Source organism: Burkholderia sp. HI2500 (assembly GCF_002223055.1).
Lineage (GTDB): Bacteria > Pseudomonadota > Gammaproteobacteria > Burkholderiales > Burkholderiaceae > Burkholderia.
Map to the genome: position 1 here is coordinate 39,420 of NZ_NKFL01000002.1, position 22,182 is coordinate 61,601.

At 67.1% G+C, this 22,182-nt stretch carries 20 protein-coding genes; 9 read left to right on the top strand and 11 right to left on the bottom strand.

Features of this window, described 5'->3' with window-relative positions:
• Window positions 1–3: 3 nt before the first annotated feature.
• Genes gspM through gspG form a run of 7 tightly spaced genes read right to left on the bottom strand, consistent with a single transcriptional unit; the run spans window position 4 to window position 5,159 of the window.
• The gene (gene gspM / locus CFB45_RS00270) at window positions 4–510 is read right to left on the bottom strand and encodes a type II secretion system protein GspM (RefSeq protein ID WP_069249188.1); all 507 of its coding nucleotides are present in this window, start codon (window positions 508–510) and stop codon (window positions 4–6) included.
• Complete coding sequence (gene gspL / locus CFB45_RS00275; RefSeq protein ID WP_089424126.1) at window positions 507–1,868, bottom strand: type II secretion system protein GspL; 1,362 nt, start codon at window positions 1,866–1,868, stop codon at window positions 507–509. Before gspL ends, gspM begins: the two co-directional genes overlap by 4 nt.
• A gap of 26 nt (window positions 1,869–1,894) precedes the next feature.
• On the bottom strand, window positions 1,895–3,025 hold the full coding sequence (gene gspK / locus CFB45_RS00280; protein ID WP_089424288.1) for a type II secretion system minor pseudopilin GspK: 1,131 nt from the start codon (window positions 3,023–3,025) through the stop codon (window positions 1,895–1,897).
• A gap of 2 nt (window positions 3,026–3,027) precedes the next feature.
• Entirely contained in the window at window positions 3,028–3,687 is a 660-nt protein-coding gene (locus CFB45_RS00285) for a PulJ/GspJ family protein (protein ID WP_039351910.1), read from the bottom strand.
• Window positions 3,688–3,694: 7 nt separating this feature from the next.
• Window positions 3,695–4,096, bottom strand: coding sequence for a type II secretion system minor pseudopilin GspI (gspI, locus tag CFB45_RS00290; protein ID WP_046550081.1), 402 nt, complete (start codon window positions 4,094–4,096; stop codon window positions 3,695–3,697).
• Window positions 4,097–4,098: 2 nt separating this feature from the next.
• Complete coding sequence (locus CFB45_RS00295; RefSeq protein ID WP_089424127.1) at window positions 4,099–4,668, bottom strand: GspH/FimT family pseudopilin; 570 nt, start codon at window positions 4,666–4,668, stop codon at window positions 4,099–4,101.
• Between the two features lie 38 nt (window positions 4,669–4,706).
• Window positions 4,707–5,159, bottom strand: a complete 453-nt coding sequence (gspG, locus tag CFB45_RS00300) for a type II secretion system major pseudopilin GspG (protein ID WP_011350483.1) — start codon at window positions 5,157–5,159, stop codon at window positions 4,707–4,709.
• A 175-nt stretch (window positions 5,160–5,334) separates the two neighbouring features.
• On the opposite strand from gspG, the gene CFB45_RS00305 reads away from it, so the two are divergent.
• Window positions 5,335–5,745 carry a type II secretion system protein N gene (locus CFB45_RS00305; RefSeq protein WP_039351532.1) on the top strand — a complete coding sequence of 137 codons (411 nt, stop codon included), beginning with the start codon at window positions 5,335–5,337 and terminating at the stop codon, window positions 5,743–5,745.
• 35 nt (window positions 5,746–5,780) lie between these two features.
• Here the strand turns inward: CFB45_RS00305 and gspF are convergent, their stop codons facing one another.
• The 3 genes from gspF to gspD are packed head-to-tail and all read right to left on the bottom strand — an operon-like array spanning window position 5,781 to window position 10,829.
• Window positions 5,781–6,998 carry a type II secretion system inner membrane protein GspF gene (gene gspF / locus CFB45_RS00310; RefSeq protein ID WP_069246748.1) on the bottom strand — a complete coding sequence of 406 codons (1,218 nt, stop codon included), beginning with the start codon at window positions 6,996–6,998 and terminating at the stop codon, window positions 5,781–5,783.
• Window positions 6,999–7,002: 4 nt separating this feature from the next.
• A complete protein-coding gene (gspE, locus tag CFB45_RS00315; RefSeq protein WP_039351516.1) occupies window positions 7,003–8,502 on the bottom strand; it encodes a type II secretion system ATPase GspE in 1,500 nt (499 codons plus the stop codon).
• Complete coding sequence (gene gspD, locus CFB45_RS00320) at window positions 8,499–10,829, bottom strand: type II secretion system secretin GspD (protein ID WP_089424128.1); 2,331 nt, start codon at window positions 10,827–10,829, stop codon at window positions 8,499–8,501. The genes gspE and gspD overlap by 4 nt, the downstream gene beginning before the upstream one ends.
• A gap of 366 nt (window positions 10,830–11,195) precedes the next feature.
• Here gspD and CFB45_RS00325 point away from each other — a divergent pair, with 366 nt between their 5' ends.
• The gene (locus CFB45_RS00325) at window positions 11,196–11,645 is read left to right on the top strand and encodes a lytic transglycosylase domain-containing protein (protein ID WP_069246751.1); all 450 of its coding nucleotides are present in this window, start codon (window positions 11,196–11,198) and stop codon (window positions 11,643–11,645) included.
• A 159-nt stretch (window positions 11,646–11,804) separates the two neighbouring features.
• A complete protein-coding gene (locus tag CFB45_RS00330) occupies window positions 11,805–13,118 on the top strand; it encodes a GTP-binding protein (protein WP_089424129.1) in 1,314 nt (437 codons plus the stop codon).
• A 118-nt stretch (window positions 13,119–13,236) separates the two neighbouring features.
• Here the strand turns inward: CFB45_RS00330 and CFB45_RS00335 are convergent, their stop codons facing one another.
• Window positions 13,237–13,515 carry an HU family DNA-binding protein gene (locus CFB45_RS00335; protein WP_006401505.1) on the bottom strand — a complete coding sequence of 93 codons (279 nt, stop codon included), beginning with the start codon at window positions 13,513–13,515 and terminating at the stop codon, window positions 13,237–13,239.
• A gap of 388 nt (window positions 13,516–13,903) precedes the next feature.
• Here CFB45_RS00335 and mnmC point away from each other — a divergent pair, with 388 nt between their 5' ends.
• From mnmC to CFB45_RS00370, 6 genes are all read left to right on the top strand, one after another.
• Window positions 13,904–15,850 (top strand): bifunctional tRNA (5-methylaminomethyl-2-thiouridine)(34)-methyltransferase MnmD/FAD-dependent 5-carboxymethylaminomethyl-2-thiouridine(34) oxidoreductase MnmC, encoded by a 1,947-nt coding sequence (mnmC, locus tag CFB45_RS00340; RefSeq protein WP_089424130.1) that lies wholly within the window; start codon window positions 13,904–13,906, stop codon window positions 15,848–15,850.
• Between the two features lie 671 nt (window positions 15,851–16,521).
• On the top strand, window positions 16,522–17,736 hold the full coding sequence (locus CFB45_RS00350; protein WP_089424132.1) for a cation:proton antiporter: 1,215 nt from the start codon (window positions 16,522–16,524) through the stop codon (window positions 17,734–17,736).
• A 14-nt stretch (window positions 17,737–17,750) separates the two neighbouring features.
• Window positions 17,751–18,866: a YbdK family carboxylate-amine ligase gene (locus tag CFB45_RS00355; RefSeq protein ID WP_006490006.1), complete on the top strand. Its 1,116-nt coding sequence runs from the start codon at window positions 17,751–17,753 to the stop codon at window positions 18,864–18,866.
• A 508-nt stretch (window positions 18,867–19,374) separates the two neighbouring features.
• The gene (locus CFB45_RS00360; protein ID WP_027788730.1) at window positions 19,375–20,013 is read left to right on the top strand and encodes a MarR family winged helix-turn-helix transcriptional regulator; all 639 of its coding nucleotides are present in this window, start codon (window positions 19,375–19,377) and stop codon (window positions 20,011–20,013) included.
• 28 nt (window positions 20,014–20,041) lie between these two features.
• Window positions 20,042–20,752, top strand: a complete 711-nt coding sequence (locus CFB45_RS00365; RefSeq protein WP_089424289.1) for a glutamine amidotransferase — start codon at window positions 20,042–20,044, stop codon at window positions 20,750–20,752.
• 215 nt (window positions 20,753–20,967) lie between these two features.
• On the top strand, window positions 20,968–22,080 hold the full coding sequence (locus CFB45_RS00370; protein WP_089424133.1) for an NADH:flavin oxidoreductase/NADH oxidase: 1,113 nt from the start codon (window positions 20,968–20,970) through the stop codon (window positions 22,078–22,080).
• Window positions 22,081–22,182 lie beyond the last annotated feature (102 nt).

Here is a 22,182-nt window from a genome sequence, read left to right on the forward strand (position 1 = left end):
GCGTCATTTCTGCGTAGACGGTTGCATCACGGCCGTCAGGTCGACCTGGCCATCGTCCTTCAGCGCGGTGGCATGCGCCTCGCCGACCTGCACCTTGAACTGCCGGCGCGCATCGTCGAGCCACTGCGTCCACGCCGGGAACGACACGTTCTTCATCTGGATCTGCACGCCGTTGCCGACGATCTGCACCTGCGCGCCCTGCAGCCCGTGATCGGACAGCGACGCGGTCAGTGCGTCCTTCAGCGCGAGGCCGGTCGGCGCCACGCCCTGCGCGGCGGCCGTCAGCGACTTCGCCTCGTTCGCCTGCGCGGTCATCTGCGCCAGCTCGCGGCGCATCGTCGGCAGCTCGCGCTGGATCCGCGCGCGGCCTTCCTGCGCGGGCGACCACAGCACCGAATACGCGATCGCGACCGCCAGCACGGCGCCGCCCCAGCCGAGCAGCATCTTTTCGCGCTGGGAGCGCTCGCCCCAGAACTGGGCCAGCGTCTGGTTCAGTTGTTCCGTCTTCATGAGCGGCTCCGGATCGTCCATTTGCCCGTGTTGCTGTCGACTTCGCCGGACAGTCCGTTACGCGCGAGGCGCTGCGTGAAATCGGGATCGACCTTGACCTCGGGCTTGAAGCCGACGTCGAGCCGCCGGTCGTGATAGTCGAGCGACGCGATGCCGTTCAGCGGCAGTGCGCCCATCGAGCGCGACAGCCCGCTCGCCAGCGCGAGGAAATCGTTCGGCGACAGTTCGCCGGCCGCGAGACGCAACTGGTCGAGCTGGCGCTGCATCTGCGCGGGCGGATCGAGCACCGTCGTCGTTTTCGGGAATGCGGACAGCAGCGTCTCGGTGATCTGCGCGGACAGCGCATCGCGCTCGCGCGACAGCTTCCACCAGTGCAGGTTCATCCCGATCACCGCCACGCCGAGCGTCGCCGCGACGAGCGCGAGCGGCACGCGCAGGCGCTTCACCGTCGCGCGGTCGAAGCGCCACGGCTGCGATTCGAATTCGAACTGGCACAGGTCGAACTTCTCGGTCAGCGCGCGCCGCGCGAACGCGTCGAACGACAGCGGCGCGGCGCCCGGCAGCAGCGGGCCGCCGTCGGTGCGTCCGACCGATGCCAGGCGCGGCTCCGCGCCCGGTTCGCCGAGTTCGTACAGTTCGACGTCGCCGCCGCCTGCCAGCGCAGCCAGTGTGCCGGCAGCACGCGACGCGGGCGCCGCGAAGCCTTCGCCGAGCGCACCGCGCGCGACCGCGAGTTCGAGGCGCGGCGCACCGGCCGCAGCCGGCAGCGCGCCGGCTTCGACGAGCACCGGCTCGACCGCTGCCGCGAGGCCGAGCACCGCGGCCACCGTCGCCGGACGGGCGGGCGGCGCCTCGACGGCGTCGGCAGCAACCGCGGCGGCATCGACTTCGCTGTCGGCCGGCGCGGCGGTGACGTGCGGCGCCGGCAGGCAGCGGGTCGCGGGCACCGCGCTCAGGTGCCGGTGGCCGGCCGCCGTGAACGCGTCGCAGATCGTGCGGAACCACGCGCGATCGACGACGGCCAGCACGCGGCGCCCGTCGGGCAGCGCGTCCGGATCGAGCGCGATATGGCAGCCGAGCGGATCCTGGATCAGCTGATCCTCGACGATGTTGGGCAGCGCCTGGCGCAGCTTCGGTCCCTTCAGCGGCGGCACGGTCGCGGCCAGCAGCAGCACGTCGCGCGCGGCGACGATCAGCACGGTCGCATTCGCGCGCGGCAGCAACGCAAGCGCGGCGCGTCCGGCGCGCTGCACGTGGCCGGCCTTGTCGACGAGCGTGAACGGCAGCTCGGGCCACTGCCATTCCTGCAACGGCACGGCAGGCTCGCGCGGCGGCAAAGAAACAATCAACGTGCTCACAAGAGCTCCTCTCCCGATTGGCGTCGTTATAGCTGGTCGCGAATGCGCACGACCCGTGTCGAGTGCGTGGTCGGATCACGATACACGAGCGAGGTGCGATCAACCTCCGCCCGGTCATGCTGGATCCGGCCATGCACGATGAAATAGCTCGAATTGACGTCGATGACGCTCGAGTCGAGCGTCACGTTCGGCGCACCGGCGCCGCGCAGCGCGAGCTGCACGTCGCCGACGTTGCGGAAAAACACGGTCTCGCGGCGCGACACGAGCGCCTGCGCGGACGACACGCTCATCCCCGGCATCAGCGCCGCGATCACCTCGGCCGGCGTGGTGTTCATGTTCACGGGCGTGGTAGTCGGCAGCACGGTGACGAACGGGCGCAACCGCGCGACCATCTCGGGCGTCACGCCGTCGACGTCGAGCAGGCTGTCGACGCCCGTCATCATCAGCGGCGCGGGCCCGCGATCGCCGCCCGTCATGCCGGGATCGTCGGTGAAGCCGCCGCCGCCTTGCTGATCGGTCGTCACCGGCGCGGTGACCGGCGGCGCCGTACCGCCACCCGGCAGCGTCGGCATCTGGAAACGCGTCGCCGAATTCAGCAGGCTCGCGCGCACCTGCAGCGCGATGCGCTTCGCGAACGCGCCGTCGTAGCCGAGCGTCGTCAGCAGGCGCTGGAACGCCTGGACCTGCGTGACGTTCAACTGCAGCACGCCGGGCGCCGGCGACGCCACGAGGTTGCGCAGGTTGAACTTCGCCTGCGCGTCCTCGATCGAGCCGGAGAGATAGGTGTCTTCGCCGCCGGCGTCGTTGGGCGCACCGATCCGGCCGAGGAAGTCCGACAGCTTCGTCTTCGCGATCGGCACGCCCCAGATGCCGCCGAGATACGTGATGCCGGGCGCCGTATCGCCTTCGGAACGCAGGATCATCCGGGTCCAGTCGAGCGCGCCGCGCGCGACCCACTGCGCCTGCGCGATCACGCGCTGGTTCTCGATCCGGCGGATCTGCACCTGCTGGCGCCACAGCATCCCCGAGACGAGGATCGCCGACAGCGCGACGACCAGCAGCGCGGTGATGATCGCCGCGCCGCGCTGGCGGCCGCGTGCCCGTGCGCGACCGGCGGCACGGGCAACCAATAATGAGCGGAGAGGGCGCGCGCGCATCGTCATTCCCCGACGAGGAAGATGCGCGTGACCGGCACGCGCAGCGACGTCGCGCCGATGCTGACCTGCAGCCCCGTCACCGCACGGGCAGGCGGCGCGTTGCCGATCTGCGGCACCTTGAGCGCATCGTTGTTCTGCGCGAGCGCGTCGTTGGCCGTCTGCAGGTTGGTGGTCCAGCCCACGCGCGGCACGTACAGCTTCGCGTCGATCGCGCCGACGCCGCCCATCAGCGCGACCCAGCTCCAGCCTTCGACGCTGCTGTCCTTCAGCATGTTGCGCAGCCGGTTCGCGTCGTCGATCGGCGGCGATGCATAGCGCACGACGCGCCCGCCGGCGATCCGGTAGCGCACCACCTGCAGCCGCGGCGCCACGCCCGGCACCTCGAGTTCGCGGACGATCTGCAGCGTATTGCCGGCCACGCCGATCGCCGGCTGGCCGGCTTCGTCGTCGGTCGCGGCGAGCCGCGCGTCGATGCGCATCTGGTCGAACATCTGCGCGAACACGCGCTCGTCTTCCATCGCGGCCGCGACCTTGTCGCGACCGCGCATGATCTGGTCGAGCCCGCGCCACGCGAGGATCGCGACCACCGCGAGGATCGCGATCGCGATCATCAGCTCGATCAGCGTGAAGCCGCGGGCGGGGCGGGCGAGCGGGCGTCGCATCGGCGCGTCAGAGCGGACGGCTGGTTTCATTCGCGACCACCGTCACCATTTGCGCGAGCACGCCGGTGTGCCCGGGCATGCTCACCGAAATCCGCACGCGCCGGAACACCGGGTTGGGCGTGGTGCTCACGCGCTGCGTGCAGACGAGCTGCACGTTGCCTTGCGAGCAGTCGAAACTCTGTTCGCCGATCTCCGGCCACGCGTGCGTGAGCCGCATCTGCGCGAGCGCGTTGTCGGCGCTCCAGCCGGCGAGCAGGCGGCGATGAAGATCGGACGCGTTGGTCGCCATCGTGCCGACCGCGCGGATCGATGCGGCGAGCGCGACCGCGATGATCGCGAGTGCGACCAGCACCTCGATCATCGTGAAACCGCGCGATGAAGAAACGGAAGAGGGCAGGCGACGACGCATCGTCATTGCACCTCGTAGCGGCCGTTGCCGGTGCCGACGATCGTCGCGCTGCCGACCGCCGAATGCAGCGTCACGCGCACCGGCGTGTCGATGCTCTCGGTGCCGAACACGACGCGGTTCGCATGCGTGTCGGACCCCGGATAATCGATGTCGGCGCCCGTGACGCCACCGTCCCAGTCGCGCGGGCGCAGCAGGTCGTCGCGCAGCGTGCGCCAGCCGTCGGGCGAGCTCACGTCGAAACGGAAGCCGTGCGCGGTCGGCTGCCACGCGATCGGCCGGGCACGCACCTGCGCTTCGTCGCCGGCCGTCTCGAACAGCAGCGCGATGCGCTGCGCTTCCTCGCGCAGGTCGGTGCGCGGATTGCGCGTGAGCGACAGCGACGCGAGCGACACGAGCAGCCCCGCGATCACGAGCACGACCAGCATTTCGAGCAGCGTGAAGCCGCGCGCGCGATGACGCCGCGCCTCATGCAACGCCTGCCCGCCGTCGGCACGCACCGGTGCGGACGAAGCCGCGCCGCGACGCACACGGCAATCGCGGCCGCAGCGGAAGGTCGTGCGAGTGGCGAGCATGAAGAAGGGGACGAAGCGTCGGGCCGGTCAGTGAGCGCTTATTGCCACGAACCGATGTCGGTGTCGTTGCCTTCGCCGCCTTCCTTGCCGTCGGCGCCGTAGCTGAACACGTCGATCTCGCCGTGCACGCCCGGGTTCAGGTACTTGTAGCCGTTACCCCACGGATCGTTCGGCAGGCGCTCGAGATAGCCGCCGTCCTTCCAGTTGTTCGGGATCGGATCGGTGGACGGCTTCTGGATCAGCGCGTTCAGGCCCTGATCCTGGGTCGGGTAGCGGCCGTTGTCGAGACGGTACAGCTTGAGCGCCTGCATGATCGTGCCGATGTCCTGCTTCGCGGCGATGCGGCGTGCCTCGTCCGGGCGGCTCATGATCTTCGGCACGATGAGCGCCGCCAGGATCCCGAGGATCGCGACCACCACCATGATCTCGATCAGCGTGAAACCGCGCTGGCGACGCACGGCCGCGTTGCGGCGAGTGATCCACGTTTGCATGACTGACTACCTCTTTCCAAAAAATGTCGTTGGTCGGGTGACGCACCCGGCGCGCCGGACGATTGCCTGACGGCAACCTTCCGAACCCGCGGGCGCGGAGCACGCATTGTAAGGCGCGCATTGCCGAGGGCTTTCACCCAACGCAAATTTCATATACATCCGTACAATAGCGCGCATGAACGCGCTCTCGATCCGGATCCTCTCCCTAGCCCTCTTCGCGGGTTTGTGCGCGACGGCCACCTACTGGGTCGTCACGCTGTCCGCCCGCGAAGCGCCGCTGCCCGCCGCCGCCGCGCGGCTGCCGATCCGCACCGAGGACGCCGCGGCGCTCTTCGGCGGTCAGCTCGACAAGAATGCCGTGCAGGACATCCACCTGTTCGGCATCCTCGCGCTCGACCACGGCGGCGCCGCGATCATCGGTGTCGGTGGCGAACCGCCGCGTGCCGTGTCGCTCGGCGCGGACGTCACGTCCGGCGCGAAGCTCGCCGAAGTCCGCCCCCGCTCGATCATCGTCGAGCGCAACGGCGCCCGCACCGAAGTCCAGCTGCCCGCCAACACGCCGTCCCCGGCGATCTACGTGCGCTGAAGCCGAAGGCGACGGCCCGCCCCGCGGTCAGGCCGTCACTGCACCATGTTGTTCAGCTCGATGATCGGCAGCATCACGGCCAGCACGATCACGAGCACGATGCCGCCCATCGCCAGGATCAGCAGCGGCTCGAGCAGGCTCGTCAGGAACATCGTGCGACGCTCGAGCTCGCGCGCTTCGCCTTCGGCCGCGCGATCCAGCATCGTCGTCACGTCACCCGTCGCTTCACCGGAACGGATCAGGTGCACGAGCACCGGCGGAAACGTCTTCACGTTGTTCAGCGCGCGCGACAGCGCGGAGCCTTCGCGCACACGCACGATCGCGTCGTCGATGTTCGCGCGCATCGCGCGGTTCGACAGCGTCTCGCCGGCCGCCTGCAACGCGCGCAGGATCGGCACGCCCGCCGCGGTGAGGATGCCGAGCGTGCTCGCGAAGCGCACCGTGTTGTAGCCGCGCACGAGCTTGCCCGCGAGCGGCGCGGTGAGCACCCAGCGGTCGAATGCGAGGCGCGGCCCGTCGCGCGACAGCGTCGCCTTCACGAACCACACGACGAGCACGACGGCGATCAGGATCGCCCACCACCAGTGGCGCACGAAATCCGACAGCGCCATCATCACGATCGTCAGCACGGGCAGCTGCTGCTTCGTGCTCGCGAACACGTTGACGACCTGCGGCACGACGTAGCTCAGCAGGAACGTGACGATGCCGAATGCGATCAGCGTGACGATCCCCGGATACGTGAACGCGAGCAGGATCTTCTGCTTCAGCGCGTTGCTCTGCTCGATGTAGTCGGCCAGGCGCGACAGCACGATGCCGAGCTTGCCGGTGTGCTCGCCGGCCGCGACGAGCGCGCGGTAGATTTCCGGAAAGTCGCGCGGATGCTGGCCCAGCGCATTCGCGAGCGAATGGCCGCCGAGCACCTCGGCGCGGATCGCGGCCATCAGTTCGCGGATGTAGTCGCGCTCGGCCTGCTCGGTCAGCACGCCGAGCGCCTCGTCGAGCGGCAGCCCGGCGATCAGGAGGCTCGCGAGCTGGCGCGTGAGGATCGCCTGTTCGCGCTGCGACAGCTTGCGGCCGAACGCGAGCCGCTGCGAGCGCGCCCCGCGCGTCGCGCTGGCGGCCGGCTCGACGACGAGCGGCGTGAGCCCCTGCGTACGCAACTGGCCGCGCGCGGCACGTGCGCTGTCGGCATCGATGACGCCTTTCTGCGCGCGTCCCGCCGAATCGATTGCTTCGAAACGGAATGCCGGCATCGCGCTATGCGCCTCCCGTCACGCGCAGCACTTCCTCGAGCGACGTCGCACCGGACGCGAGCCAGCGCTCGGCGTCGTCGCGCAGCGTGCGCATCCCTTCCGCCCGGCCGGCGGCGAGAATCTCCGCATCGGCGGCATTGCGGTGGATCAGCGAGCGGATCGACTCGTCGACCAGCAGCAGTTCGTATACGCCGCGCCGGCCCGAATACCCCGAATGTCCGCACTTGTCGCAGCCGACCGGATGCCACACGGTGCGGCCTTCTTCCTGGCGTTCTTCCTTGCAGACGGGGCAGAGCTGCCGCACCAGCCGCTGCGCGAGCACGCCGAGCAGCGACGACGCGAGCAGGTAGGGCTCGACGCCCATGTCGGTCAGCCGCGTGACGGCCGAGGCCGCATCGTTCGTGTGCAGCGTCGCGAGCACGAGGTGGCCCGTCAGCGATGCCTGCACCGCGATCTGCGCGGTTTCGAGGTCGCGGATCTCGCCGATCATGATCACGTCCGGATCCTGACGCAGGATCGAGCGCAGCGCACGGGCAAAGGTCATCCCGATCCGCTCGTTCACCTGCGTCTGGCCGATGCCGCCGAGGTCGTATTCGATCGGGTCCTCGACGGTCATGATGTTCGTCGTCGCGGTTTCGAGCCGCGACATCGACGCATACAGCGTGGTCGTCTTGCCCGAACCCGTCGGGCCCGTGACGAGCACGATGCCGTGCGGGCGTGCGATCAGCTTGTCGAACTGCACGAGCGTGTCGCGGCCCATTCCGAGCGCCTCGAGATTCAGGCGCTGCGCATCCTTTTCCAGCAGACGCAGCACCGCGCGCTCGCCGTGCCCGGTCGGCAGCGTCGACACCCGCACGTCGACCGGCCGCCCGCCGACGCGCAGCGTGATGCGGCCGTCCTGCGGCAGGCGCTTCTCGGCGATGTCGAGCTGCGCCATGATCTTGATCCGCGAGATCAGCGCGCCGTGCAGCGCCTTCTTCGGCCGCACGACGTCGCGCAGCGTGCCGTCGACGCGAAAGCGCACGACCGACGCGTTCTCGAACGGCTCGATGTGGATGTCCGACGCCTGTTCGCGTGCCGCTTGCGTGAGCAGCGCGTTGATCATCCGGATGATCGGCGCATCGTCTTCCGATTCGAGCAGATCCTCGACTTCGGGGATGTCCTGCATCAGCCGAGACAGGTCGACTTCGCCCTCGACTTCGCCGACCACCTGCGCGGCGCTGCCGTCCTGGCGTGCGTATGCATGGTTGATCGCCTGCGCGAGCTCGTCGGCCGGCACGCGATGCACGGAGATCGAGCCGAAGTTGCGCGCGATTTCCGCGAGCGCGGCGTCGCTCGTGCGTTCGCTGATCCACACCTCGAGCGTGTCGTCGAGCTGATGCGCGATCAGCACCTGGCCGCTCTTCGCGAAGCCGTACGGCAACAGTCGCGCGGCCAGCGGCGACGGCGGCTGCCGTTCGCCCGGCGCGCCGTCGTGGGTGGAAGAGGCGTGCACGTCGCTCACTGCGACGCTCCCGGCGTGGCCGTCAGCGGCTGTTGCGGCACGGCCTGCTGCGGCACGCTCTGCGGCTGCGCGGGCGTCGCTTCCGGCAACGGCTGGGCCGGCACCGGCGCCACCTGGCGCTGCAGCTGCTGGCGACGCATCTTGTCGAGGTCGAACAGGTTGCCCGCGGCCGTGCCGCCCTGGCTCGGGCCGATCGGCATCGGCGGGACGACCGGATCGTCCTTGTCGCGAATCACGTTGTTGTCCGACTTGTACGCGCCCGTCACGCCCTGGATGTAGTCGTAGCGGTTGGACGTGACTTCCTGCGCGGTGCTGCGGTCGGAGATGATCACCGGGCGCAGGAACACCATCAGGTTGGTTTTCGCGCGTAGCTTCGATTCCGAACGGAACAGCTGACCGATCCACGGAATGTCGCCGAGCAGCGGCACCTTGCTGTTCGATACCTGGTAGTTGTCCTGCATCAGGCCGCCGAGCACGATGATCTCGCCGTTGTCGGCCAGGATCGTCGACTGGATCGAGCGCTTCGTGAAGGTCGGGCCGGTCTGCGCGTTCGTCGTGCCGCTGACGACCGCCGAATCCTCGGTATAGAGCTGCAGCTTCAGGATCCCGCCGTCGGTAATCTGCGGCTTCACGTGCAGCGTCAGGCCGACGTCGCGACGGTCGTAGGTATTGAACGCATTGTTCGTATTGCCGCTCGTCAGGTTCGAATACGAGCCGGTCGGGATCGGCACGTTCTGGCCGACGACGATCTTCGCTTCCTCGTTGTCGAGCGTGATCAGGTTCGGCGTCGACAGCACGTTCGCGTCGTTCACGCCCGCGAAGTATTGCAGCAGCGCGCCGAGCCCCTGCACGCCGAACATGTTGTGCAGCCAGCCGATGTTGAGGCCTGGGGTCAGCGTAGCCAGGTTGGCCGCCAGGCCGGCCCCGGTGGTGCCCGCCGAGCCCGTCGTCAGATTGACGATGCTATTGCCCATACCCAGCTGGGGGCTCAGGTTCGTGCCGCCGAGAAACTGGCCGCTCGCGACCTGCCACTGGATGCCGAGGTTGCCGGACGTATTCGAGTTCAGCTCGACGATCAGCGCTTCGATATAGACCTGCGCGCGCCGTGCGTCGAGCTGGTCGATCACCGAGCGCAGGTTCCGGTACACCGGATCGGACGCGGTGATGATCAGCGAGTTGGTGGCCGAGTCGGCCTGGATCATCCCGCCCGGCTGGTTGTCGTCGCCGCTCTTGTCCTTGTCGCCGCCGAGCAGGCCGCCGGTGCCGAGGCCACCGCCGGACGAGCCGCCGCCATACCCGGACGAGGACGACGAGCCGCCGAGGCCGCCCGACGGCAGCGGCGGGGTGCCGGACGTGCCGGTCGAGAAGTTGCCGCTCGACGAAGAGCCGCCGCTCTGGTTGAAGCTGTTCGCATCGTTGGACGACGCCGACGAGCCGCTCTCGCTGCCGCCGCCCTTGCCGAGCATCCCGCGCAGCGTCTTCGCGAGCTTCACCGCATCGGCGTTGCGCAGCGGCACGACGTGCATGTTGCCCGGCACGCCGCTCGGCGCGTCGAGCTGCTGCACGAGCCGCTTGGCGGCCGCGAGGCGCGACGCGCTCGACGCGCGCAGCATCAGCGAGTTGGTCCGCGGGTCGGCCGTGACCGACACCTTCAGCGTCGCGTCGCTGTTGCCGATCGCGCCCGGGTCGAGCATTTTCTGCAGCTGCGCGGCGAGGTCGATCGCATTCGCGTTGCGCAGCGGAACGACCTGCACCTGCGCGCCCGCGGCGCTGTCCACGCCGGCGATGATCTGCGCGATGCGCCGCACGTTGTCCGCGTAGTCGGTCACGACGATCGTGTTGTTCGCCGGATAGGCGGTAACCGTGTTGTTCGGCGAGATCAGCGGCCGCAGCACGGGCAGCAGGTTGTTCGCCGATTCGTTGTGCAGCTCGAACACCTGCGTGATCACCTGGTCGCCGCGCGCCTGCGGCGCATTGCCGACGTAGGTCGGCACGCCTTGCAGCTTCGCGTCGGCCTCGGGCACGACCTTCAGCACGCCGTGGTCCTGCACGAGTGCGAAGCCCTGCATGCGCAACGCCGACTGCAGCGTCTTCAGCGCCTGGTCTTCCGGCACCGGCCGTTCGGCCACGAGGTTGAGCTGCCCCTTCACACGAGGGTCGACGATGATGGTCTTGCCGGTTGCGGCGCCGATCGCCTTGGCGACCTGGTCGATATCCGCATTCACGAAATTGAGCGTGACCTGAGCGTAGGCGGCCTGCGAGACGATGATGCCGGCGACGATCAGGGTCGTGGCGACACGCCGCATAACGAAGCGATTTCTTGTCATGGATGAATGGGTCGATGCCGGCTCAGGCCACTTCCGGCGGTAGTGCTGGGATCCAAGTCCGAAAGAGGCGACATTAGCAGTTTTTCATGTCCGAAATATCACATTGATCCGAGGACTGTCTCACATACGACATGTATCCGGCGAACCGTATGCAATCTGTAAGATTCTGCATTATTCTCGGCATGCGGCCATCGCTCCCGTTTCACGATGAACCGACACGGAAATGCGGTATAACCGGGCGGCCGTATTCCTGACTGTCGCAAGCTGACGGACTGTCGGTATGATACGGGCGGCACGATTCTCGTCGCACGAGTAACAGGCACGGGTTTTCCCGACCCTCACGCATTTTCTTGTCGATTTCGCACCATGAACAGACGGTTCGTTTCGATCGTGTTGATCGCCGCCGGCGGGTATTTCGCCAGCGCGAACGCTCGCGCGGACTGTTTCGACGAGGCCGCTAAATATCAGCAGGTCAATCCGCTGATCCTGCGCGCGATCGCGTGGCAGGAATCGCGCAACCGGCCCGGCGCGCTGAACAAGAACACGAACGGCTCGGTCGACTACGGCCTGATGCAGATCAATTCGATCCACCTGCCCACGCTGTCGCGCTATGGAATCGGCCGCGACACGCTGATGGAGCCGTGCAAGAACGTCTATATCGCCGCGTGGCATCTCAAGCAGAAGATGAACCGTTACGGCAACACGTGGCAGGCGGTCGGCGCCTATCATTCGGAAACCCCGTCGCTGCGCGACAAGTATGCACGGCAGATCGCCGGCATCCTGACGCAGTGGAAGCTGCTGCCGCCCGTGCAGTGACGCCGCGCCGCAGCGCGGCCTGATGCCGTACCGGCCGGCCGGCGCGCGTTTGATGCACAATGCGGATCTCACGCCGCAATTTCGCCCGTCCGCGGGACGATCGCGCCCCGGAAGGGCGTCGCGGCCGCTTTTTCAATTTTTCCGTTGGTGCATATCGCTATGAATCCGGCAATGAACCAGCCGTTGCCCGTCACCGTGCTGTCCGGCTTCCTCGGCGCCGGCAAGACCACGCTGCTCAATCACGTCCTCGCGAACCGCGCGGGCCTGAAAGTCGCCGTGATCGTCAACGATCTCGCGGCGGTCAACATCGATGCGTCGCTCGTGCGCGACGCGCAGGCACTGTCGCACGTCGAGGAACGCCTCGTCGAGATGTCGAACGGCTGCATCTGCTGCACGCTGCGCGACGACCTGCTCGTCGAGATCCGCACGCTCGCGTCGGAAGGCCGCTTCGACGCGATCATGATCGAATCGACCGGCATCGCGGAGCCGATGCCGATCGCCGAAACCTTCACGTTCGTCGACGATGACGGCACGTCGCTGTCGACCATCGCGCGGCTCGACACGCTCGTCACCGTGGTCGACGCGTACAACTTCCTGCGCGACTACGGCTCGGACGATGCACTCGCGACGCGCGGCATCGCCGCATCGGAAGAGGACGACCGCACGCTCGTCGAGCTGCTGATCGAGCAGATCGAATTCTGCGACGTGCTGGTGATCAACAAGGCCGACCTCGTCGCCGCGGACGACCTTGCCCGCCTGCAGCACATCCTCGCGCGACTCAATCCGCGCGCGCACCAGGTCGTGTCGACGTTCGGCAACGTGCCGCTCGACGAAGTGCTGAACACGGGCCGCTTCGATTTCGACGAGGCCGCGAACGCTCCGGGCTGGCTCGCGTCGCTCGATCACGATCACACGCATTGCGACGACCCCGACTGCCATGACGAACATCATGCGCATGTGCACGGCGAAGCCGACGAATTCGGGATCGGCAATTTTGTCTATCGCGCGCGCCGGCCGTTTCATCCGGCGCGACTCTGGGCGCTGCTGCATCAGGAGTGGCCGGGCGTGCTGCGCAGCAAGGGCTTCTTCTGGCTCGCGACGCGCAACGACATCGCGGGTTCGCTGTCGCAGGCGGGCGGCGTATGCCGACATGGCCCGGCGGGGCTTTGGTGGGCGGCGCAGGATCGCGCCGAATGGCCGGACGACGACGAGCTGCTCGGTGAAATCCGCGCCGAATGGCACGGCGACATCGACGATCGCACAGTGGGCGATCGCCGGCAGGAACTCGTGCTGATCGGTATCGCGCTCGACGCGGATGCATGGCGCGAGAAGCTCGATGCGTGCCTGCTGACCGATGCGGAATTCGCGCTCGGCGCGGCCGGATGGCACGCGTTCGACGATCCGTTCCCGGCGTGGGACGTCGATTCGCACGACGACGACGATCACGGCGACACGCAGATCGTGCACGCGTAACGCGTTGTAAAAACAACCGTTAAATCTTGCAAGAGGGGCGCGGACTGTGGCGAAAATGCTGCGCGCGCCCAACAAAAAACCCGCCGAAAGGCGGGTTTTTCTTGGAACAGGCGCTGGTTTAACGCTTGTTGACGGCGTCCTTGAACGCCTTGCCAGCCGTGAACTTGACCGTCTTGGCTGCCGGGATCTTGATGGTTTCGCCGGTCTTCGGGTTGCGGCCCGTACGTGCTGCGCGCTTGCCCGAACCGAAGCTGCCGAAGCCGATCAGCTGAACCGCATCACCCTTCGACACGGCCTTCTTGATGACTTCGAGCAGCGTGTCCAGCGTTTCGCCGGTTTGAGCCTTGCTGGCGCCCGTTTGGGCGGCGACGGCGTCGATCAGTTCCTGTTTGTTCATTAAGGTTCCTTTATCAGGTTAGGTTGACACGAACAGCGCGAACGCGCCGATTATACGTGCGCGAACCGTGCCGTCGAGAGTCAGACTCCGACGACACAGCGCCGAATCCTGGCCCGCGCGACGCGCCCTCCGGTGAGCCGGTGGCCACCCCGCGGTACGGCGTTGCTATGATAGCGCAGCGCAAACCCAATAACGACAAGGGTTTCAAAGATTTTCATCGGTATTTCGCCGAATGAATCATCGACTGCCCGTTTTTTGACCAGCGCCAACCGGACAGGATACGCAGCGCGGTCCGCCCGTGCGCCGCGCCGTTGGCTTTTTCCAACGACCGGTCGGACGGCCCCGCGCAATCCCTTGCCAGGCTTGGCTGCCACGTTTTTTGTTTCGCATGACCGACCGACTTGTTCCCGCCACGCTCGCGCGCCGCGACGACGGCACGCTCGTCTCGCCCGAGTTCGGCGATCTCCATCGCGGCGCATCAGGCGCGCTCGCGCATCGCGTGTTCGTCGCGGGCAATGGGCTGCCGGCACGCTGGCAGGGCCGCCGCACGTTCACGATCGTGGCGACCGGATTCGGCGCGGGCGGCAGCTTTCTCGCGGCCTGGGCCGCCTGGCGCGACGATCCCGCGCGCTGCGAGCGGCTGCATTTTGTCGCAGTCGAACCGCATCCGTTCTCGCGCGACGACCTGCGCCGCGCCGCTTCGCACATCGTTGCGGACACAACCATATCGGCAGATGTCGATGCACTGGCCGACGCGTGGCCGATGCGCGTACCGGGCCTGCACCGGCTCGAATTCGACGAAGGACGCGTGGTGCTCACGCTGGCGTTCGGCGATGCGATCGACATGCTGGGGAAGATCGTCGCGCGCGCCGACGCGTTCTGTCTCGACCGCTTCGCGGCATCGAACGACGCGGATCTCCAATCGGCCGACGTGATCCGCGCGCTGTCGAAAATCGCCGGGGAACACGCCACCTTTGCAGCGCATGCGAGTTCTGATGCGTTGAAACACGCCCTCGACAAATCGGGTTTCACGTATCGCGAGGTCGACGATCTGCTCGTCGGCGAATATGCGCCGCGCTGGCGCGCGCGCCGGCACGAACCGCCGCTCGCGCTGCCCGTTGCGACGCGCCGCGCGATCGTGATCGGTGCGGGCCTGGCCGGCTGCGCGGTCGTCGAACGCCTGGCCGCGCGCGGCTGGGAAGTCACGCTGATCGAGCGGCACGAGCGGATCGCGAGCGAAGCATCGGGCAATCCGGCCGGCGTTTTTCATCCGCTGATGACACGCGACGACAACGTCGCGAGCCGGCTCACGCGCGGCGGCTTCCTGCATGCGATTACACGCTGGCGCGCACTCGAACGCGCGGGCCACGCATTCGCGCGCAGCACGCACGGGATGATCCATCTCGCCGAATCGGCCGGCGACTTCGAACGGATGCGCGAAGCATTCGATGCGTTCGGTGCGCCGTCCGACTATGTCTCGCTGCTCGACGTCGAGGCCGCGCGTGCGCATCTGAACCTGCCGGTCGCGCAGGGCGGCCTGCTGTTTCCGCACGGCGGCGCCGTCTGGCCGGCCGGCCTGTGCGCGGCCCAATATGCGGCGGCCGGCGAGCGCGTGCGCTTGCTCGCGTCCACCCGCGTTGCCAAGCTCGAACGGCGGGGCGACGCATGGCATGCACTCGACGATGCGGGCAACACGCTGGCAGAAGCGCCCGTCGTCGTGCTCGCGAATGCCGGCGACGCCGCGCGGCTCGCCGGGCTGCACCATGTCGCGTTGCAGCCGGTGCGCGGCCAGCTCACGTTGCTGCCGGCCGGCAGCACGGCACCGCTGCCGTGCCCGACGATCGGCGACGGTTACGCGGTGCCGCTCGACGACGGCACGCTGCTGATCGGCGCGACGTTCGAACCCGACGACGTCGATCCCGCGATGCGCGCGGCCGGCCACCTCGAAAACATCGAGCGCGTACGGCATCTGCTACCGGGCCTGATCGGCGACCTGCCGGACCCAGACACACTGCGCGGCCGCGTTGCGTTCCGCTGGGTCGTCGGCGACCGCCTGCCGCTGCTCGGCCCGCTCGCGGATGAAGCAAGCGCCATCGCCAATGCCCGCGCGCTGAGCGGTGCGCAGGCACGCGACCTGCCGCGCATGCCCGGGCTCTACGGCGCATTCGGCTTCGGCTCGCGCGGCCTCGTATGGGCGGCGCTCGGCGCCGAATTGATCGCGTCGCAACTCGAAGGCGAGCCTTGGCCGCTCGAGCGCGAACTTGCCGATGCCGTCGACCCTGCACGCTTCCTGATCCGCGCGTTGCGCGCGCGCCGCGTCGGCCAGCCCGGCTGACCGTTCACCCAAGCCGCTCACAGTTTCCCGATTTTTTCGCGCAAGGTTATCCACTCGACGCTGTGGATAACCGCGCGAAATCCACGCGCACTTCGTGTGTAATCACAGTGGACGTAAACTGGGCAACTCAGCACAGCTGTGAGGCGGCCCGAAAGTTGCTCAACTCAAACCTCTGTGCGCGAACAGCCTGTGCAACGGGTTATGGGTTCTGCAACGCCTTGATCTGTCGACGTAAACCGAAGTTATCCACAGAACTGTGCGTCCTTTGTTAACTTCTACTACGTATATATACAAGTAAACCTTTGAAACCAAAGACCTGCGGTGCCGCACAGCGCCGCGAGTCGATTCAATGGGTTCCAGACCGAAAAAGCTGTGGCACAATCGGTTTCCTTCGCGTTCATCCGGCCAGGCGCCGGACATGCTTCAATGGAACGGTCGGCACGATTTCGAATCTGAATCATCGAGACTGCGCAGTCCGTTCACACACCAGGCCGACAATCCAGATCGGCAACCTGAACGACTTTCCGCCCTGTGGTGGAAAAGGCGGATCCCATGTCCCGCCGTCGTCGACACAACAATCACATTCGGGGCGATACCCAGCCGGCGCGCATCCATTTCTGACGCTTGACCCCGTGTCGCTGGCGGTCGCTTCCAAAGGAGAAGTCACCACGATGAAGTCGGCGTTCTCATTCCTGCCCAACTGGCCGCTTACGCCGGATGCCGTGTTCTGGGCCGGGCTCGCGTTGTTCGCGGCCGGCCTGTGTGGCGAGCTTTGCTATCGCGCATGGCGTCTGCCTCGCATCACCGGCTATGCGGTGATCGGTCTCATTGCCGGGTCGTTCGGCTTCGGCGTGATCGATGCAAGCACCGACGAAACTTCGCGGTTGCTGATCGACGTCGCGCTCGGCCTCTTGCTGTTCGAGCTCGGCAGCCGTCTCGACCTGCGCTGGATCCGGCGCAATCCGTGGCTCGTCGCGTCGAGCCTCGCCGAAGCCACGCTGACGTTCGTGCTGGTGCTGTTCGTGATGCTTGCGCTCGGTGTGTCGGGGATGGTCGCGTTGGTGCTGTCGGCGATCGCGATCGCGACGTCGCCGTCGATGGTGATCCAGCTGAAGACCGAACTGCGCGCGGAAGGGCAGGTGTCGCAACGCCTCATCACGCTCACCGCGCTCAACAGCGTCTATGCGATCGTGCTGACCAAGCTCGTGACGAGCTGGCTCCACCAGGAAGCGTACGGCAACGTGTTCGCGACGATCCTGCAGCCGCTCTACCTGCTCGCGGGTTCGTTCATCGTCGCGTATGTCGTCGCGCGTTCGTGCAACTACCTGTTCCGCCACATGACCGCGACGATGCGCGACGAGCATTCGTTCGTCGCGTTGTTCGGGCTCGTGATGCTCGCGATCGCCGTCGCCCAGGCGCTGAAGCTGTCGACGCTGCTCACGCTGCTGCTCGCCGGCATCATCGTGAAGAACCTCGAGGCGCGCCCGCAACTGTGGCCCGAGCACTTCGGCACGGCCGGCTGGCTGCTGACGGTGACGCTGTTCGTGCTCACGCTCACGTCGTTCACGTGGGGCGACATCGCGCTCGGCGGGCTGCTCGCGATCGTGCTGATCGTCACGCGGCTCGTTGCGAAGCTGGCCGGCGTCGTCGCGTTCGCGAAGCCGAGCGGCATCGGCATGAAGCAGGGCGTCGCGCTCGGCATCGCGCTCACGCCGATGTCCGCGCTGTCGTACCTGCTCGTCGATGACACCTACCAGCTCTATCCGAATTTCGACCCGCACCTGCGCGCGATCGTGATGTGCACGATCGTGATCCTGCAGCTCGTCAGCCCGTTCATCGTGTACCGCTGCCTGTCGGCGGTCGGTGAACGCAGCGACGGCAACTGATTCCGGAACCTGCCATGGCACTCGAAACCTTCGTCAATTCCGAGCCGTTTACGTTCGGCGTCGAACTGGAGATCCAGGTCGTCAACACGCACAACTACGACCTGACCAAAGCGGCCTCCGACCTGATGCGCCTGATCCAGGGCGAGACCTTCCCGGGCAACATCACGCCGGAAATCACCGAGAGCATGATCGAGCTGTCGACCGGCATCTGCCATTCGCACGAGCAGGCGGTGAGCGAGCTGCATGCGATCCGCGACGTGCTGGTGAAGGCGGCCGACCAGCTCAACGTCGGGCTGGCCGGCGGCGGCACGCATGCGTTCCAGCAATGGAGCGACCGGCAGATCTACGATGCGCCGCGCTTCCAGTACATCTCCGAGCTGTACGGCTATCTCGCCAAGCAGTTCACCGTGTTCGGCCAGCACGTGCACATCGGCTGCCCCGATCCCGACAGCGCGTTGTTCCTGCTGCACTCGATGTCGCGCTTCATTCCGCACTTCATCGCGCTGTCCGCGTCGTCGCCGTTCGTGCAGAACGTCGACACCGGCTTCCATTCGGCACGCCTGAATTCGGTGTTCGCGTTCCCGCTGTCGGGACGCGCGCCGTTCGTGCTGACCTGGGACAGCTTCGAGGAGTACTTCACGAAGATGGTGAACACCGGCGTCGTCAACTCGATGAAGGACTTCTACTGGGACATCCGGCCGAAGCCCGGCTACGGGACGATCGAGGTGCGCGTGATGGACACGCCGCTGTCGGTCGACCGCGCGGCGGCGATCGCCTGCTACATCCAGACGCTCGCGCGCTACCTGCTGACCGACCGGCCGCTGAAGCTGTCCGAGGACGACTACCTCGTGTACACGTTCAACCGTTTCGAGGCGTGCCGCTTCGGGCTCGAGGGCACCTGCGTGAATCCTCAGACGGGTGAGCGCCGCACGATCGCCGAAGACATCCTCGACACGCTCGACCGGATCGCGCCGCATGCGGCCGCGCTCGGTTCGCGCGCGGCGCTCGACGAGATCGGCGCGCTCGCGAAGGCGCGCGTGAACGACGCATCGTGGTTGAGAACCGTTTTCAAACAGGAAAAATCGCTCAATGAGACGGTCCGCCAGCAGTGCTTACGTTGGCGCGAGTGAAAAAATGTTTTGCAGATTACGGGGTCGACCGAGTCGCGATTCACTGAATGACCGGCGGCCCCGATTGCCGCCGAAATCGTTGCCGGTTGTCCCGAAAATCTGTGGATAACCGGATATTCCGCTGCAAAGTCAACGATCTGTGCACGGGATAACCCGGTGGATCATTGCGGTGGGCCCGATGGCCGATCCGAACAGGAAAATGCCGTTGCGCACCGTTTGGCGGTCGTTCGACATTGCTGGCACAACGAAAAATCTTGGTTATCCAGTGATTTTCCACAGAATGAAGGGGATAACTTAGCTGTGCGATTTTCCGCTCTCGCTTAGAATGTCGGCTTTGCGGACACCGGAACGTCGAGTGTCTTACCGGTCGCCGCGAACGCGACCGCCGCGTGTGCCCTCGCGACGGCCGTGCTGACATACTCGCAAGAGCATGTCTGTTTTGAGATAGACATTCGATCTCCACACTACGGCCGCTCGGCAAACCGGGCGGCGGCAAAGCGAAAAGACTATGAGCGAAGGCGTTTACGGGAATCAGGCTTCGGGACGTGTGACCCACAGCCTGCTGCGGTTGAGTACGGCCATGCGAAGCCAGGCATGGGATTGGGCGGAAGGCGCAGGCCTCACGCCGACGCAGGGCGAGATTCTCGTGCTGCTGCTGCAGCGCAAGGGCCCGATGCGGCTCGGCGAGATCGCGCGCGAGACGCAGCTGACCGCGGCGACCACGAGCGATGCGGTGAGCACGCTCGAAACGAAGGGTCTCGTCGAGAAGCGCCGTGCGCTGGACGACGGCCGCGCACTGGCCGTGCGCCTGTCGGCCCGTGGCCGGACGGCCGCGAAGAAGGCGCTGCAATGGCCTGAATTCCTGACGAAAGCGGTCGGCAAGCTCGGCGCGGACGAGCAGGGCGCACTGTATCGCGCGCTGCTGAAGACGCTGCGCGAACTGCAGGTGGCCGGTGCGACGCCGCCGCAGCGCATGTGCCTGACGTGCGCTCACTTCCAGCCGGGCAAGCTGTCGAAGAAGACCGTGCATCACTGCGCGGCGCTCGACATCTCGATGTCCGACAGCGATCTGCGTCTCGACTGCTCGGTGCAGGAAGAGGCCGACGCGGCGACGCAGAAGAAGACCTGGAAGATTTTCGCCGGCTGACGTCCGTCGATCGACCGGGAGGCCGATGATGAACGCTGAAGTCGTGGCGATCCGCCACGTGCATTTCGAGGACCTCGGGAGCTTCGAGCAGGTGCTCGGCGAACGGGGCCGGCGGGTGCGCTACGTCGACGTCGGGTCGTCGCGGGTCGAGGTGCTCGACGTGCTCGAGCCGTCGCTGCTCGTCGTGCTCGGCGGGCCGATCAGCGTGTACGACGATGCGCAATATCCGACGATCGCGCCGCTCGCGGCGCTCGTGCGCAAGCGCATCGACGCCGGGTTGCCGATCCTCGGGATCTGTCTCGGTTCGCAGTTCATCGCCCGGGCGCTCGGCGCGCGCGTCTATCCGGCTGCCCAGCACGAACTCGGCTGGACGCCGCTGACGCTCACCGATGCCGGCCGCGCATCGCCGCTGCGCCATCTCGATGGTGCGGCGACGTCGATGCTGCACTGGCATGGCGACACGTTCGACCTGCCGGGCGGGGCGATTCATCTCGCCTCGACCGCGGCCTGCCGTCACCAGGCATTCGCATGGGGCCAGCACGTGCTGGCGCTGCAATGCCATCCGGAAATCCGCACCGACCGTTTCGAACCGTGGCTGATCGCGAACGCCGGCGAAATCGCGGCGACGCCCGGCATCGACGCGTGCCAGTTGCGCGCCGATACCGCGCAGCACGGCCCCGCGCTCGAGGCGGCCGCGCGACGCATGTTCGCGGAGTGGCTCGACAGCGTCGGACTCTGACGCCGCCAGCGGCGCCGCCGCTGGCCGCGAACAGGATGCCCGGCCCGCATGCGTTGCAGGCCGGCGCATCGCCGTATGCGCCGCCTTATCTCCATTGCCGGCCACCTGCCGCGTGCCGTACCTGACCATCCGCTTACTGCCGGACGCGCCATCTGCACGCTGGCCGCCTGCGTGCTACGCTCGTTCGCTCTTTCCCTTCCTGGCGAGCGGCTTCCATGACTGCGCTGTTTTCCCCGTTCACGCTGCGTGGCGTGACCTTTCCGAACCGGATCGTGATCTCCCCGATGTGCCAGTATTCAGCCGAACGCGGCGAGGCGACCGACTGGCACATGATTCACCTCGGCCATCTCGCGCTGTCGGGCGCGGGGCTGCTCTGCATCGAGGCGACCGCGGTGGAACCCGACGGGCGCATCACGCATGGCGACCTCGGCCTCTGGGACGACGCGACCGAAGCCGCGCTGAAGCCGGTGCTGGCCGCGATCCGCAAGCATTCGCCGATCCGCATCGCGATGCAGTTGTCGCATGCGGGGCGCAAGGCGTCGAGCAACGTGCCGTGGCAGGGCGGTCAGCTCGTGTCCGTCGCCGACGGCGGCTGGTTGCCGCACGCGCCGTCGGCCGTGCCGCACAAGGATGGCGAGACGCCGCCGCTCGCACTGGATGCTGCGGGCCTGAACCGGATCCGCGAAGCGTTCGCGGCGTCGGCGAAGCGGGCTGCACGGCTCGGCATCGACGCGATCGAGGTGCACGCGGCCCACGGCTACCTGCTGCACCAGTTCCTGTCGCCACTCGCGAACCAGCGCACCGACGAATACGGCGGCTCGCTCGAAAACCGCATGCGCTTTCCGCTCGAGATCTTCGAGATCGTGCGCGCGGCGTTTCCAGAGGATCGGCCGGTCGGTGTGCGCGTGTCCGCGACCGACTGGGTCGAAGGCGGCTGGGAGCTCGACGATACGATCGCGTTCGCGCACGAGCTGAAGCGCCGCGGCTGCGACTGGATCGACGTGTCGTCCGGCGGCGTGTCGCCGCTGCAGAAGATTCCGCTGTCGCCCGGCTACCAGGTGCCGTTCGCGCAGGCGGTGAAGCGCGCGGTCGGCATGCCGACGATCGCCGTCGGCCTGATCAACGAGCCCGCGCATGCGAACCGGCTCATCGAGGCAGGCGATGCCGATTTCGTCGCGATGGCGCGTGCGATGCTGTACGACCCGCGCTGGCCGTGGCATGCGGCGGCCGAGCTCGGCGCGCAGGTGACGGCGCCGCCGCAATACTGGCGCTCGCAGCCGCGCGAGCACAAGGCGTTGTTCGGCGACATCGCATTCGGTCAGCGTTGAGCACCGCGCGCGCAATATTGCGTGTGATGTTGAACGAAGCAATCGTGAACGTGTAGGATGCGAGTGATTCGCCGCATGCCCCGACGCGGCACCCACCGGTGC